This window comes from Mesorhizobium sp. B2-3-15 (assembly GCF_006442875.1).
Classification (GTDB): domain Bacteria; phylum Pseudomonadota; class Alphaproteobacteria; order Rhizobiales; family Rhizobiaceae; genus Mesorhizobium; species Mesorhizobium australicum.
Map to the genome: position 1 here is coordinate 69,323 of NZ_VFVO01000020.1, position 14,739 is coordinate 84,061.

Below are 14,739 nucleotides of genomic sequence, written 5' to 3' on the forward strand. Positions count from 1 at the left end.
GGAAGTCTGCAAGGGCCGTGCCGTGCGAAGTGTGCCGTCAAGGGACACTTGGACCGCGGATGGCCGTTTGGCGGTGGAACGAGGACCGAGATGAAGCAGGCAGCGATCGCCGACGGCCCGAAACTGACCGTGGTCGATTCCATGCTGATGAAGCGGGTGTTCTACGCGTTCGCGGCTCTGGCCTTGCTGTCGATAGCCATCAGCCTTGGCGGCAAATGGTTCGGCCGTTCCATTGCCATGGCCGGCTATACCGACGACGCGACCGTGCGCGAAGTGGTGATCGGCAACAACGTCATCACCGTGCCGGCCAATTTCATCCGGTTCGAGCAGGCCCGGCGCGACGGCGTCGCCACGCGCCTCGACCTTTATATGCGCTATCCCCAGATGGACGGCTACAGCGAGGCGTCGCGCGATGATTTCAATCACGCCGGAGCCAACAGCAACGTCATTTTCCTGTCCTTCGAGCAGCAGATGATGTCGCGCGACATGAGCGGCCGGTTCGGACCGATCTACAGCGCGCTCATCGTCCAGCCCGGCATTCCAGGCCCCGGCGGCACGACGGTCTACGGGTTCAATGAGAAATCAGGATACCTGAACGAGGTGCTGGTCGTCGGCAAGCGCGCGGGCACCGACCCTTTCGTGGCCCGCTGCCTCAGCGGGCCGAGCGCCGGCGAATCGCTGGCCCCTTGCGAGCGGGACATCCATGTCGGGAACGATCTCAGCCTTACCTATCGCTTCCCAAGGGAATTCCTTGACGATTGGCAGACGCTAGACGCGGCAATCACGGCCAAGGCGGGGCGAATCCTAAAGACCGGACATTGACAGGCAGAAGAGGCCGGCCGCGCTCGATGCGGCCTGCCGTGGCATTGCGGGCTCAGGCCAGGTCGATGTCCAGGATCGCCATCGAGAAATTGTAGTCGCCGTCGTCCTCGTCCTTGAAGACGATGCCGAGGAATTCGTCACCGACATAGACCTCGGCCGAATCTTCCTTGCGCGGCCGTGCCTTGACCTCAAGCTTGGGGTTCTGGAAGACGCGCTTGAAATAGGCGTCCAGCTTTCTGATTTCGTCCGGCTTCAACAGTCTTCTCCGATCATCGGCTTGCTCGTTTGAACGGCGCTTCTGGCACGTCGACAATGGCGATGTAAAGGCAAGCCGGCCTTATTGCACCGGAAGCGGCAGCGCTGCCGGGCAATCATCCGGGCAACTGCCGGCAAATCAGATATCGAAACTGATGACGTGGTCCATCTTCTGCGACGGCAGAAGCTGGTCCATCTGGCGCGAAGGCTGGTCGCAGCCGGTCTCGCCAACCACGCGGGCCGGCACGCCGGCTACCGTCTTGTTGTGCGGCACAGGCGACAGCACCACCGATCCGGCGGCAATCTTTGAGCAATGGCCGATCTCGATGTTACCGAGAATCTTGGCGCCGGCGCCAATCAGCACGCCGTGGCGGATCTTGGGATGGCGGTCGCCGCCGGCCTTGCCGGTGCCGCCCAGCGTCACGCCATGCAGGATCGAAACGTCGTCCTCGATAATCGCCGTCTCGCCGACGACGAGGCCGGTGGCGTGATCGATGAAGATGCCCTTGCCGATGCGCGCGGCCGGATTGATGTCGGTCTGGAAGACCGCGGACGAACGGCTCTGCAGGTAAAGCGCGAAATCCTTGCGGCCGTGGTTCCACAGCCAATGCGCCAGCCGGTGGGTCTGGATGGCATGAAAGCCCTTGAAATAGAGCACCGGCATGATGAACCGGTCGCAAGCCGGGTCGCGGTCATAGTAAGCCTGTATGTCGACGCGCACCGTGGTCGGCCAGTCCTTGTCGTCGGCGAGCATCGACTTGAAGGTTTGGCGGATGAGATCGGAGCCGATATCCTGATGAGCAAGCCGCTCCGCGATCCTATGGATGACAGCCTCTTCCAGACTCTCCTGGTTAAGGATCGTGGAATAGAGGAACGCGGCCAGCAAGGGGTCGCGGTTGACCGCTTCCATCGCTTCGTCGCGGATCGAACGCCAGATCGGATCGACCGGCTGCAACGCGCTTTGGCGGGAAATGCTGATGCTGTTCATCGACGTCTCGTCCTGCGTCCTGCTAGTCTGCCTGCCATCTGGCCGCACATATAAGCCAGTTCATAGCATGATTGAACTCAATTTTCCTTAGTGCTGTGTCAAATGGATTTGGTTCGCGGGAATTCAAGCAGCCATGGAAAACGAACCCTTGATCGACGATGCCCTGAAAACCGAGCTTTCGGTCCTCTACAAGGCCGGCGATCGCCACTATCACAACCTCACCCATATCGAAGCGATGCTGGAGCTGGCCGATGACTATCGAACGCTTCTGGACGACCCCGAGGCCGTCGAAGCGGCGATCTGGTTCCATGACGCCGTGTATGACAGCAGGGCCAAGGACAACGAAGCGCAAAGTGCCGCCCTTGCCGAGCAAAAGCTCGCCGGCCGCATCGATGCCGGGCGCCTGAGCCGCGTCAGCGCAATGATACTCGCCACCGCCACGCACCAGTTGCCGCTGTTCGACGACGTTGCGGCGACGCGCGACGCCAGCTTGTTCCTCGACATGGATCTTTCGATCCTGGGTGCCGCGCCGGATGCATTCGACGCCTATGAACGCGCGGTTCGCCACGAATATGGCTGGGTGGAAGAGCCGATGTGGCGTGCCGGCCGCGGCGCGGTGCTGAAAAGCTTCCTTGCCCGCCCGCATATTTTTCACACGCAGGAGTTCCGGCAGCGGTTCGAGCCGCAGGCAAGGCGGAACATGGCGCGGTCGCTGCAGGCCTTGACCTGATTTAGATCATTTCGCGACCCGAGATGCTCGTCCCCAAACTCCGGAGCCTCAGAGCGGATTTTCGGCGTAAAACTCCAGCACGCGCTGCTTGAAGGTCTTGTCCCCGACGGCCAGCATATGGTCCCTGCCCTCGATGTGGAAGGCCCTGGCGTTCGGCATCAGCGCCGCAAGCTCGTCCGGCGATCCGCCAATGTCGTCGGTGGTACCGACCGCGATCAGCGTCGGCTGGGCGATGCGGGCAATATCCTGCTCATCAAGCAGTTCCCGTGAGGTGACGATGCAGGCGGCAAGCGCCCGGCGGTCGCTGCGGGTCTGGTCGGCGAAGGCGCGAAAAGAGCGACCGCGCGGATGGGTGGTCGCGGCCGGATCCTCGGCCAGAAGGGCGGCCGCGATCGGATCCCAATCGCCTACTCCATCGATCATGCCGATGCCGAGGCCACCAAAAACCAGCGTCGCCACCTTGTCCGGGTCGGACAGTGCCAGGAAGGCCGCGATGCGCGCGCCCATCGAATAACCCATGACATGGGCGCGCTCGATGCCGAGATGACCGAGCAGGGCTGCCGCGTCCGAAGCCATTTTCGCCGGTGTATAGTCGGCCTCCTCATAGCTCTTGGATGACGAGCCGTGGCCGCGATTGTCGAAGGCAATGGCGCGGTAGCCGGCATCGTTGAGCGTCTTGAACCAGCCGGGCGACACCCAGTTGACATAATGGCTCGATGCAAAGCCGTGGATCATGAGCACCGGATCGCCCTCGCCAGATGCCGGCTGGCGGTCGAGGAAGGCTAGATCGAACCCGTCATGAGAGAAAAACTGCATCGGCTACACCACCATCGGCATTCAGCCGCCGCCACTTGGCGCATCGCCCTTGTCCGCCGGCGGCGAGCTCGGACCGGAGACCGTGCCGATGGCCGGATGGCTCAACAGATTGCCATATTCGATGCCGTTCCTGGCGGCCGTGCCGGCCTTGAGTTCAAGTACGAAACGCACGGGTACGCCAGGTGAAATGACGGCCTCGGACTGCGGTACGCCCTGTTTGACAGCCCGGATCTTGCCGTCCTGACCAATAAAGATCAGGTCAAGCGGCATCGGCGTGTTCTTCATCCAGAAGCCGACCTGTTGCTGGATCGGAAAAACGAACAGCATGCCATGGTCGTCCGCCATCTCCTGGCGATACATCAGCCCGGCCTCCCGCTCCGCGTCGGTGTCGGCGACTTCAATGGAAAACGAGCGATCTCCGCTTTTCGTCGCCACAACCAGCGGCGCGGGATCGACGGGAAGGATCATGGCCCGGCCATCGGCCGCGCTGGGTACCTGGAAATAGAAGAATGCGGCGGCGGCGACCATGACGGCAGCCACAGCGCACATCACGCCCGCCGTCAGCCCGTTCCTGTGTGTCATATGAAATCCTCGGCCGGATCGCCCTAGTGCGAGACCGGCAAGGTGCCCATATCGGGGTGAATTTCGGCGGCCATAAGGCCTTTGTCACCGCGGCCGAAACGGACAAGCACGACCTGCCCTGGCCGAAGCTCGGTGATGCCGTAGCGGCGCAAGGTCTCCATATGGACGAAAATGTCCTCGGTGCCCTCGCCGCGCGTCAGAAAACCAAACCCCTTGGTGCGGTTGAACCATTTGACCAAAGCGCGTTCGAGCCCGCTCTCCGGAGTCACCGAGACGTGGGTGCGCTGTTCCTGCATTTCCGCGGGATGGACGGCGGTGGTGACATCCATGGAAAGCACACGGAACGCCTGCAGCCCGCGCTCACCCTGCTTGACAAGGCAGACCACGCGCGCGCCTTCCAGGGCAGTCTGGAAGCCGTCCCGTCGAAGGCAAGTCACATGGAGGAGGATATCGCCCGAAACACCGTCATCGGGAAGGATAAAGCCATAGCCCTTGGCCACATCGAACCACTTGATGGCGCCGGCAATCTCGGCCAGGTCGGCATCGCCGCCTTCATCGCGAGTCAAAGCGTCGCCAAGGGTATTGGCCCGCCCCGTCAAAGAGGCCTTTTCCCCCATAAGAATGCCCCCTTTATTCAAGAACACCGCAACTGATTCTTGACACCAGATTAACACCGCGGCTTCCGGTGTGTGCAAGACCTGACGTGCCTTTTTTCACGGTTCATTGCGGGAATACCGGATTTGTTCTTTGCCGGCACCGCTTGCCGCCTCACGATTGCCCTTTGACCGGGCCGACCCTATGTTGCGCCGCAACCCAACAGATCGAGGAAAACACATGCGCTATCTGCACACCATGGTCCGCGTCGCCGATGTCGATGCCTCACTCGATTTCTACTGCAACAAGCTCGGCCTGAAGGAAGTTCGCCGCTATGAAAACGAGCAGGGCCGCTTCACGCTGATCTTCCTGGCCGCTTCGGAAGACGAGCAGAGCGGCATCAACGAGAAGGCGCCGCTGGTCGAACTCACCTACAATTGGGATCCGGAAGACTACAAGGGCGGGCGCAATTTCGGTCACCTCGCCTATGAGGTCGACGATATCTACGCCACTTGCCAGCATCTGATGGACAATGGCGTCACCATCAACCGACCGCCGCGCGACGGCAACATGGCCTTCGTCAGGTCGCCTGACGGCATCTCCATCGAGCTTCTGCAAAAAGGCCCAGCGAAGGCCAAGGCCGAGCCGTGGGCATCGATGGCGAATACCGGAAGCTGGTAGTCGATCACCTTTTCGAGTGGCCGGCGGCCACTCGATGGTGTTTGGCGAGGTTGTGCCTATCTATGCAGCCATGGCGCCTGCCCGGAAGAGCGGCGCCTCGTCATGAGATTGAGCTTCGGAGAACCTTCATGCCGACCAGCCATGCCAATGTCGCCACGGCCCATGCAAGCCGCTATCTGCAACAACTGTGCAAGCATTGGGCGCACAAGTTTCCAGTCGAGTTCGACCCCAACCACGGCATCATCGACCTTTCACTCGGCCGTACGGTCATGGACGCCGACGGGGCAGCGCTGCACATCACGGTGTCGACCGACGAGCCCGCTTCGATCGAGCGCCTCGAAAGCGTCGTTGCCGACCACATCAAGCGCTTTGCGTTCCGCGAAGAACTGGCCTTCGAGTGGAAACGCGCCGAGGCGGCGTAGTTCGTTCATGCGTGTCGCCGCCCCGCATTTCCGGCGAGACGCACGGATCAATCGCTGCCGGACTTGCCCGCCATCTCCAGCAGCGCCAGCACCGAACGCCAATTGCGTGCCGTGCCCGGCACTTTCAACGTGCGCGGAATGAGGTTGGCGAACACCGATTTGCCGAGCCCATCCGGCGCGCTGAGGTAGAGCACGTCGCCCTTGACCTCGAAACGCTCGGGACCAGTGCACTTTTCCGCCAACCGCGCCACCTCGTCGGCGGTCGGCTCACGCTCCAGCGCATAGGCGTGGAGCTTTGTGTGGTCGGCGGCCGCTTCCGGATATGGATTTTCGCGCACCAGCCTTTCGAACCATTCGAAATCGCGCACCATGATGCGCGAATGGAAACCCCATTTTGTCTCGAAGGCCGCCTCGATCCGTTTGGTCAGCGCGGCCGCATCACCCTTGTCGGCCCGGAACACGACATTGCCGCTCTGCACATAGGTGGCGACATCGGAAAAGCCGAGATCCTCGAAGAAGGCCCGCAACTCCGCCATCTTGACGATGCGGTTGCCGCCGACATTGATGCCGGAAAACAGGGCGATGAAGATCTTTCCGCTCATATGATGAACCCGGCCAATGTCTCGTTTTCGGTGATGTCCTGATACTGGACGCCCTCGGCCTCGAAATTTGCCTCAAGGAGATCGAAATTGCGCCGATCCTTGGTTTCGATGCCGATCAGCACCGAGCCGAAATTGCGCGCCGACTTCTTCAGATATTCGAAGCGGGCGATGTCGTCGTCGGGACCCAGCATGTCGAGGAAGTCGCGCAGCGCGCCCGGCCGCTGCGGAAAACGGATGATGAAGTATTTCTTCAGGCCCTCGAAGCGCAGCGCCCTTTCCTTGACGTCCGGCAGCCGCTCGAAATCGAAATTGCCCCCAGACACCACGGCGACGATGGTCTTGCCCCTGATCTCCTTCCTGGAAAAATCCTTCAGCGCGTCGATCGCCAGCGCGCCGGCGGGCTCCAGGACCACGCCTTCGATGTTGAGCATCTCGATCATGGTCGCGCAGAGCCGGTTTTCCGGGATGAGCCGCACGCTGTCGGCGGCAAACTCCTTGAGATAGCGCAAAGGTTCGCGGCCGATCTCGGCGACCGCCGCGCCGTCGACGAAGTTGTCGACCTTGGCGAGCTTCAGCCGTTTTCCCGCGGCGAGGCTCTCGCGCAGGCTCGGCGCGCCGGCCGGCTCGCAGAAGACGAAACGCGCCTCGCGGCCCTGATCGGCGAAATAGTGCGTCACCCCGGCGGCGAGCCCGCCGCCACCCACCGGCAGCATGACGATGTCGGGCATGCGCCCGCCCGGCATCTGGTCCGCGATCTCGTAGGCGACCGTCGCCTGACCCTCGATGATATCCTTGTGATCGAAGGGCGGCACCATGTGGGCACCGGATCTTTCGGTGAATTCGAAGGCGGCGCGGTAGCAGTCGTCGAAGAAATCGCCGACCAGCCTGATCTCGACGAAATCGCCGCCAAACAGCCTGGTCTTGTCGATCTTCTGCTGCGGCGTCGTCACCGGCATGAACACCACGCCCTTCTTGCCGAAATGGCGGCAGACGAAGGCGAAGCCCTGCGCGTGGTTGCCGGCGGACGCACAGACAAACAGCTCGGCCTGGTTGCCTTCGCCAAGCGCCTTGCGGAAGAAGTTGAAGGCGCCACGGATCTTGTAGGAGCGCACGGGGCTCAAATCCTCGCGCTTCAGCAGCACCCGCGCGCCGGTCTTCTTCGACAGATAGTCATTTTCCTGCAGCGGCGTTTCCGGGAAGATCTGGCGGATCGCGGAGGCGGCGGTGGCGACGCGCGAGGAAAAGCTGGTCATGGCAAGATCATCCCGGGATCGCCCGCGGGCGAGTTAGAGGAGAACCCTATTACACATCCGGCCCCGCAAGACCATTGCCCGGTCGAGCCCGTGCCCGCAACGGCGCCTTCCCGAAATGCTAGCAAGCACTTGGGGACGTTTGTTCATGCCTCTTCGTCGCGCTGAGCCGCGCATTGGTGGACGCGGAAGTTCGACATCCGGCCAGTTGCAGGTGCCTGACTTGTGCGACGTTGCGGCCTTGCCACCCGCTTTGGCTTTCGCGCAACACTGCGCCCGCGGTCGCGAGGCGCCGACCGCATTTTGGCTGGACACGACTTACTTCCGCCGCACTTCGCCTGCTGGGGAGATATCGCGGAGGGTGGATTGGCCCTTTTTGGGCTCGAGTGGATTTTTGACGTGCATTTGAAGACGATTTGCATTCTTGCGCTTGCGCTGCTGGTGGCGGGCTGCGGCGGCCGCAAAACCGAGGAACTGCTCGGCAGCGCGGTCATGTCCGCGCCGGTGACGGAAATCGCAGGCAACCACTCGATCTTCATTGCCACGACCCGTAAGGCCTCCGACGATCCAAACAAGGTTTTCGACGGCGAACGCTCGGCGACGCTGAACTACGCCCGCGTCAACGTCACCGTTCCCGGTCTCCACCAGACCGGGCAGATCGAGCGGCGCTCACGCGGCAAATCGAACGATCCGGCCAAGTATTTCATGGCTTCCGAAGTCGTCGGCTACGACACGCAGCCGAAATTCGCCAGCGCGCTCAGCGCCGACATAGCGGCACGCGGCGGCCGCGTCATGGTCTTCGTCCACGGCTACAACACCGGCTTCGACGACGCCGTCTACCGCTTGACCCAGATCGTCCACGATTCCGGTTATCCGGGAACGCCGGTGCTTTTCTCGTGGGCCTCGGGAGCCAAGACCACCGACTATGTCTATGACAAGGAAAGTGCCAGTGCCGCCCGCGACCAGCTCGAAGTGACGTTGCGCATGCTGGCGCAGAGCGGCGCGCGGCGCATCGACATCGTCGCCCATTCGATGGGAACCTGGGTGACGATGGAGACACTGCGTCAACTCGCCATCACCGGTGACCGCGACCTCGGCGGCAAGCTCGGCGATGTGGTGCTCGCCTCTCCCGACATAGACGTCGATGTGTTCAAGAGCCAGATGCGCCGCTATGGCAAGCCGGACAAGCCGTTCATCCTGCTGTTGTCTGATGACGATCGCGCGCTGAGATTGTCCGGCCTGATCGCCGGCTCGCGCCCACGCGTCGGCGACTACAAGGATGCCGCGGACCTTGCCTCCTATGGCGTGACGGTCGTCGATCTCTCCAAGGTCAAGGGCAGCGACAGCTTCAACCACACGAAATTCGCCGACAATCCGGCACTGGTGAAGATGATCGGCCAGCGGCTGCGCGAGGACGATGGTTTCGCCAGCGACCGGGACGTGACCGACCGCATCAGCCTGCTTGGGCAGTAGATGCGGCGCAGCGGATTTCGCCGTGCCTGTCCGGCATCGCCGAACGATCGGCTCACTTTGAACTGGACCGCGCCCGCCTCTGGCCTTATCGGAGTATCGAGCGACGTCATGCGTTTGACGTCCCCCTATGCGGGAGCCGACGCGTGGCCTTGGGCTTGAAGAGTTTCGGTGTCGTCGCGTTCGCGCTGCTGGTCGCTGGCTGCGCCGGAAATACGCATGATCTGCTCAACAAGACGACGGTCACCGTACCGGCATCCGATATTGCGGCCACCCATGAGATATTTGTCGCCACCACCCGCCAGAAAGCGGTGAAGGACCCGCGACAGGTCTTCGACGGCGACCGTTCCCTGACCACCAGTTTCGCGCGGGTCGATGTCACGGTTCCGAAGAGCCATCAGGTCGGCAACATCGAGCGCGCCAAGGGTTCCGCCAACAGCAATCCGGCCAAGGATTTTGCGGCCACGGACGTCACCCTCTACGAAGGCGCGCCGCAATTCGCCAAGGCGGTCGGCTCCGACATCGCCATGCGCGGCGACCGGGCGCTGGTTTTCGTGCATGGCTTCAACAATGGTTTCGACGACGGCATCTACCGGCTGACGCAGATCGCCCACGACACCAAATATCCGGGCACTCCGGTGCTGTTCTCATGGGCATCGAGCGCCAAGACGACGGGCTACATCTACGACAAGGACAGTTCCACCGCCGCCCGTGACGATCTCGAGGCAACGCTCAGGATGCTCGCCAAGACGCGCGTCAAGAGCATCGACATCATCGCCCATTCGATGGGAACCTGGCTGACGATGGAGGCGCTGCGCCAACTTGCCATCACCGGCGACCGCGATCTCGGCGGCAAACTGGGTTATGTCATCCTTGCCTCACCGGACATCGATGTCGACGTGTTCAAGAAGCAGATGATCCGTTATGGCAAACCCAACAAGCCGTTCGCCGTGCTGCTTTCGGGCGACGACCGGGCGCTCAAATTGTCCTCGTTCATCTCCGGCGACAAACCGCGCGTCGGCGACTATGGCGATGCCGCCGATCTCGCCTCCTATGGCGTGTCGGTGGTCGATCTGACCAAAACGAAAGGCGGTGACGGCGGTCTCAACCACGCGAAATTCGCCGACAACCCGTTCCTGGTGCAATTGCTGGGCGACCGGCTGCGCACGCCGGCCGGGCTCGCCGCGGACGAGAACCCCGCACAGCTCGCCAATATCGGTCAGGGCCTGGGGAAGGTCGTCGGCTCCGCCGCCGAAGTCATTATCACGACGCCGTTCAAGGTGCTGACCATCGCCACCGGCGGCTGAGCAGCCACGAGCGGACGGCTGGTCTCAGACGAACAGATCGACCTTCTGGAACGTCGTCACGTCGATCAGGCCGACGTCCGAAATCCTGAGCTCGGGAATGACCACCAGCGCCAGCAGCGAGTGCTGCATGTAGGCATTGTTCAGGGAACAACCCATCTTGCGCATCGCCTCGGTCAGTTTCTCGGCCTTGGCGGTGACGATCTCGGCCCGCTCGTCCGACATCAGTCCGGCGATCGGCATTTCGACCAGCGCCAGTTCCTTGCCCCTGGAGAACAGCACGACCCCGCCGCCGACTTCGCCCAGTCGGTTCACGGCCAGCGCCATGTCCTGCTTGTTGGTGCCAACGCAGATGATGTGATGGGCGTCATGGGCGACGCTTGAGGCCATGGCGCAGTCGGCCATGTAACCGAAACCGGAGACGAAGGCATTGGTGACGCCACCCGTGCCCCTGTGCCGTTCGACCAACGCGATCTGACAGACGTCGTTGCGGCGGTCCATCGCGACCAGCCCGTCCTCGACCGGCAGATCGGCCTCCAGGGCCCGCGTCGGTGCCTGGTTCTCGATGACGCCGATCACCCGCACCCGCACCTCGTTGGCGCCCTTGGGTGCCGCGATATCGAAATCGCCGGCCTTCAGTTTCTTGCCCAACTTGACGGTGTTCTTCGCCGTCTTCGGATAATCATAGGCCGGGATATCGATGTCGAGCTTGCCGCCCTTGGCCAGCCTGACGCCGCGCGCATAGACCTCGTCGATGCTCATTGCGGCGAGATCGGAGACGACCAGCAGGTCGGCCAACCGCCCCGGCGCGATCGAACCGATCTCGCGTTCCAGTTTGAAATGCTGAGCGGTGTTGAGCGTTGCCATCTGGATCGCGGTCACCGGCTTCAGCCCCTGCTGGATGGCGTGGCGCACCACCCGGTCCATGTGGCCGTCCTGGACAAGAGTGCCGGAGTGGCTGTCGTCGGTGCAGAGGATGAAATTGCGCGGATCAATGCCGCTCTCCGTCACCGCCTTGATCTGAGAGGCAACGTCGTACCATGCCGAGCCCAGCCGCAGCATCGCCTTCATGCCCTGGCGCACGCGCGCGATGGCATCCTCGGCCCGCGTGCCTTCGTGGTCGTCCTCTGGGCCGCCGGCGACGTAGCCATGGAACGGCAAGCCAAGGTCACGCGAGGCATAGTGGCCGCCAACCGTCTTGCCAGCCTGAACCGTGGCGGCGATCTCGCCCGACATGACGGGATCGTTGGCGGCGACGCCGGGGAAATTCATCACTTCGCCGAGCCCGATGATGTTTTCCCAGGTCATTGCTTCCGCGACATCGGCGACCGTCAGCTCGGCGCCGGCATGCTCCAGCCCCGGTGCCGACGGCACGCAGGACGGCATCTGCACATGCACGTTGATGGGCATCGCCACCGCCTCGTCATGCATCAGCCGCACGCCTGGCAGGCCCAGCACATTGGCGATCTCATGCGGATCGATGAACATCGAGGTGGTGCCGTGCGGGATGACGGCGCGGCAGAATTCGGTGACTGTGACCATGCTGCTCTCGACATGCATGTGGGCATCACAAAGGCCGGGCACGAGGTAGCGGCCGCCGGCGTCGGCCACCTTGGTGCCCTGCCCGATCGTGTGGCTGGCATTCGGCCCGCAATAGGCGAAGCGGCCGCCTGATATGGCGATGTCGGTGCCGGCGATGATCTCGCCCGAATGGACGTTCACCCAGCGCCCGTTGCGGATGACCAGATCTGCGGGTTTGCGGCCCATCGCGACATCGACCAGATCGGTCGCCATTTCGGTCCACGGTTTGGGTTTCGTCGCGCGGACGGGCGGCTTCCTGATCATCAAAGACTCCTGTTTGTCCGACTGTGCCAAGCCGACGGCGTTTTGGCCAGCGAGGAAGAATGGATTTGCCTGGAGATTGCCGGATTACCCGGGTTTCACGTCGACTTCGACCTTGGCGTCGCCGGCTGAAATCCGCTCGGCGATACGCTCGACCTCGCCGCCCTTGAACGTGCCGCTGACCATGATTTCGCCGCCGCGTATCGGCTCCACGATGCGCGGCGACATCACCACGGCGCCGTCGATGCTGAGATCGACAATCTTGCCGACATTTGCCCCCGTAAACCTGGCAAAGGCTTTGCCGCTGTCGGGAGTGAGCTTCAGGCTGAGCATGGCCTGCCCCGAAACAGAATCGGGAACGGCCACGGCCTTGGCAGTGATAAGCGTCAGCGGTTCGGCCACGGCGGCCTGACCGACCAGCACCACCGCCGCGACGGCCGCGACCAAGCGGAACAAGATGCGCATGAAGGATCCTCTCACGATGGCGGTGTTTCGCACGAGGCGCGCGCCACCGCAATCGCGGCAGGACGCTACCCGCCAACTCCTTGAGACCCGCGAGGACGCTAACCGCGTTTGCAGAAATCCGATTCCGTTCTGCCGCAAATCAGGTTAGGCTCCGACCTGGGATCTATGACTCTTCTCGGGGAGTTCGATGCATCGCCTGATGGTCGCAAGTGCCGGTCTTCTTGCCCTGTCCTTGCCGGCATTTGCTGCCGACGCGACAGTCGATGTGCCGATGACCGCGCCTGGCTTCGACTGGACCGGCTACTATGCGGGCCTGCAGGCAGGATATGGCTGGGGCCGCTCCGAGATCACCACGACGGAAGGCGCGCCGTTTTCCATCACGCCGGACGTCGGTGGCGGGTTCGTCGGCGGCCATGTCGCCGGCCTCTGGCAGTTTGATCAGGCAGTGCTGGGCGCCGAGGCGGACCTCAACTATTCCTCGGTCGACGGCACGGCGCAATCGGGCCTGGGAGATACATTTGGCGCCGACATCAAATGGTTCGGGTCGGTCAACGCCAAGGCCGGCTTCGCCATGGACCGCCTGCTGGTCTATGGCATCGGCGGCATTGCCTTTGCCGGCATCGAGACGTCGCAGACCTTGGGGCCAGGGTTCGACAACACGGGCACAAATGTCGGCTGGACCGTGGGCGCAGGCGTCGACTACGCGCTGACAGACAAGTTCGTCGTCGGCGCGCAATATCGCTACTACGACTTCGGCTCAGAGAACCACGAGGCACCAGCCCCCTTCAACGACCGCGATCAGAGCGTGAAACTGAACACGGTCGGCATCAATCTCAGCTACAAATTCTGAACGCAGTTCCACGGGTGCCGTTTACGGCCTAGGTTTACAACGGCGGCGGCTACTTGCTGGAAAGGAGGCGGCCGGCGCCCCCAAGTGGGCGGGGGGATGGGTTGGCCTGAGAGGCGCCGGCCTAGGCGGATCAGATCCGCCACGCAGATATTTACCGATGCCCGCGGCGCGGATAATTCCGCGATCGCGCCAGTATCGTTATGCCACCTCCTCTGGGTGCGCGTTCGGCCACCGCAGAACACGACTTGACGGGCTGTGTCTGGCATCTGAAAAGGACGTGCCTGCGGACGTGGCGGAATTGGTAGACACAAGGGACTTAAAATCTGCCGTCAACTGGAGCAAGGGAATGGCGTGGGTTAGGGTTGTTCAACGTACCGGTTACTCAGTTTGCCCAAAGTGCGGAAATCCCGGCTTTGACCTTGAGCCGGGAGAAGACGTCCATGACGAGAGCGCCAAGATAGTGTGTGGCAAATGCGGATACGTTTGCTCTGCCAACGAGTGGCCGACGGTGTCCGAAATCAAACCGGAAACACCATAATTTAGATTTCCTACGGCTGGTCAGTACTGCTGCTTTCGGCCGTTTCATTTTCGATGGCCACGCGCTGAACCACCTCGGGGGACACATGCATGATGGTAATATCGAAAGCCCGATAAGCCTCATCTGGCGTAATGCCGCGTTCGATTTCCGCCTCCGTCATGCTATCCTTCAGTTGCTCGTTGCGCAGTTTGGTCAGGATTGATCCAAGCCCATGGTGATGGCCGAAACTCGGCGCGATATATTCGCCTGAGGGCGTCCAGCCGCCGAAGTGCATCGCAAGATGCACATCGTGGAGTTCCTCCGGATCAGACGCGCAAATCCTGACTAGCTCTTTGATGAGGTCCTCAATTGCAGCTTTGGTCATGTATGCGGTTACGCCCATGACATCCAATCGCAGCGCCAAGCTTTGCGGTCCGGCCGACATCTTTTTCGCTGGTTTTTTCGATGGTCGCCTAGGTGTCTAGTCCCGGAGTGTGGGGGAATCAGTCATGCTGATCCTTCATTCAGGGATAAGCTATGGGACAGATA

17 protein-coding genes are annotated in these 14,739 nt (G+C 62.1%); 7 read left to right on the forward strand and 10 right to left on the reverse strand.

What is annotated here, in order from left to right; translation table 11 throughout:
• Positions 1 to 90: 90 nt before the first annotated feature.
• Entirely contained in the window at positions 91 to 822 is a 732-nt protein-coding gene (locus FJ954_RS30075; protein ID WP_140665537.1) for a hypothetical protein, read from the forward strand.
• A gap of 52 nt (positions 823 to 874) precedes the next feature.
• On the opposite strand, the gene FJ954_RS30080 is transcribed toward FJ954_RS30075, so the two are convergent.
• Positions 875 to 1,078: a DUF3126 family protein gene (locus FJ954_RS30080; protein WP_006200852.1), complete on the reverse strand. Its 204-nt coding sequence runs from the start codon at positions 1,076 to 1,078 to the stop codon at positions 875 to 877.
• Positions 1,079 to 1,216: 138 nt separating this feature from the next.
• A complete protein-coding gene (gene cysE, locus FJ954_RS30085) occupies positions 1,217 to 2,065 on the reverse strand; it encodes a serine O-acetyltransferase (protein ID WP_140665540.1) in 849 nt (282 codons plus the stop codon).
• 133 nt (positions 2,066 to 2,198) lie between these two features.
• Here cysE and FJ954_RS30090 point away from each other — a divergent pair, with 133 nt between their 5' ends.
• On the forward strand, positions 2,199 to 2,795 hold the full coding sequence (locus FJ954_RS30090) for a hypothetical protein (protein WP_140665543.1): 597 nt from the start codon (positions 2,199 to 2,201) through the stop codon (positions 2,793 to 2,795).
• Between the two features lie 48 nt (positions 2,796 to 2,843).
• Here the strand turns inward: FJ954_RS30090 and FJ954_RS30095 are convergent, their stop codons facing one another.
• The 3 genes from FJ954_RS30095 to FJ954_RS30105 are packed head-to-tail and all read right to left on the reverse strand — an operon-like array spanning position 2,844 to position 4,810.
• Positions 2,844 to 3,611, reverse strand: coding sequence for an alpha/beta hydrolase (locus FJ954_RS30095; RefSeq protein ID WP_015318062.1), 768 nt, complete (start codon positions 3,609 to 3,611; stop codon positions 2,844 to 2,846).
• Between the two features lie 21 nt (positions 3,612 to 3,632).
• A complete protein-coding gene (locus tag FJ954_RS30100) occupies positions 3,633 to 4,193 on the reverse strand; it encodes a DUF192 domain-containing protein (RefSeq protein ID WP_140665546.1) in 561 nt (186 codons plus the stop codon).
• Positions 4,194 to 4,216: 23 nt separating this feature from the next.
• Positions 4,217 to 4,810, reverse strand: coding sequence for a cold-shock protein (locus FJ954_RS30105; protein WP_140665573.1), 594 nt, complete (start codon positions 4,808 to 4,810; stop codon positions 4,217 to 4,219).
• 217 nt (positions 4,811 to 5,027) lie between these two features.
• On the opposite strand from FJ954_RS30105, the gene gloA reads away from it, so the two are divergent.
• Both gloA and FJ954_RS30115 read left to right on the forward strand, forming a co-directional pair.
• Complete coding sequence (gloA, locus tag FJ954_RS30110) at positions 5,028 to 5,468, forward strand: lactoylglutathione lyase (protein WP_140665549.1); 441 nt, start codon at positions 5,028 to 5,030, stop codon at positions 5,466 to 5,468.
• Between the two features lie 128 nt (positions 5,469 to 5,596).
• Positions 5,597 to 5,890 (forward strand): DUF2218 domain-containing protein, encoded by a 294-nt coding sequence (locus FJ954_RS30115; RefSeq protein WP_140665551.1) that lies wholly within the window; start codon positions 5,597 to 5,599, stop codon positions 5,888 to 5,890.
• Positions 5,891 to 5,937: 47 nt separating this feature from the next.
• On the opposite strand, the gene FJ954_RS30120 is transcribed toward FJ954_RS30115, so the two are convergent.
• Positions 5,938 to 6,492, reverse strand: coding sequence for a DUF1697 domain-containing protein (locus FJ954_RS30120; protein WP_023773109.1), 555 nt, complete (start codon positions 6,490 to 6,492; stop codon positions 5,938 to 5,940).
• A complete protein-coding gene (gene ilvA / locus FJ954_RS30125; protein ID WP_140665554.1) occupies positions 6,489 to 7,745 on the reverse strand; it encodes a threonine ammonia-lyase IlvA in 1,257 nt (418 codons plus the stop codon). Before ilvA ends, FJ954_RS30120 begins: the two co-directional genes overlap by 4 nt.
• Before the next feature lie 396 nt (positions 7,746 to 8,141).
• On the opposite strand from ilvA, the gene FJ954_RS30130 reads away from it, so the two are divergent.
• Together FJ954_RS30130 and FJ954_RS30135 are read left to right on the forward strand one after the other, a co-directional pair.
• Positions 8,142 to 9,215: an alpha/beta hydrolase gene (locus tag FJ954_RS30130; protein ID WP_083883249.1), complete on the forward strand. Its 1,074-nt coding sequence runs from the start codon at positions 8,142 to 8,144 to the stop codon at positions 9,213 to 9,215.
• 143 nt (positions 9,216 to 9,358) lie between these two features.
• A complete protein-coding gene (locus FJ954_RS30135; protein WP_140616944.1) occupies positions 9,359 to 10,519 on the forward strand; it encodes an alpha/beta hydrolase in 1,161 nt (386 codons plus the stop codon).
• A gap of 24 nt (positions 10,520 to 10,543) precedes the next feature.
• Here FJ954_RS30135 and ade read toward each other — a convergent pair whose 3' ends face one another.
• Positions 10,544 to 12,361 (reverse strand): adenine deaminase, encoded by a 1,818-nt coding sequence (gene ade, locus FJ954_RS30140; protein ID WP_140665555.1) that lies wholly within the window; start codon positions 12,359 to 12,361, stop codon positions 10,544 to 10,546.
• A gap of 84 nt (positions 12,362 to 12,445) precedes the next feature.
• Positions 12,446 to 12,823: a hypothetical protein gene (locus FJ954_RS30145; RefSeq protein WP_140665558.1), complete on the reverse strand. Its 378-nt coding sequence runs from the start codon at positions 12,821 to 12,823 to the stop codon at positions 12,446 to 12,448.
• 187 nt (positions 12,824 to 13,010) lie between these two features.
• On the opposite strand from FJ954_RS30145, the gene FJ954_RS30150 reads away from it, so the two are divergent.
• Positions 13,011 to 13,673, forward strand: a complete 663-nt coding sequence (locus FJ954_RS30150; RefSeq protein ID WP_140665560.1) for an outer membrane protein — start codon at positions 13,011 to 13,013, stop codon at positions 13,671 to 13,673.
• Between the two features lie 548 nt (positions 13,674 to 14,221).
• On the opposite strand, the gene FJ954_RS30155 is transcribed toward FJ954_RS30150, so the two are convergent.
• Positions 14,222 to 14,614: a hypothetical protein gene (locus FJ954_RS30155; RefSeq protein ID WP_181177948.1), complete on the reverse strand. Its 393-nt coding sequence runs from the start codon at positions 14,612 to 14,614 to the stop codon at positions 14,222 to 14,224.
• Between the last annotated feature and the right edge of the window lie 125 nt (positions 14,615 to 14,739).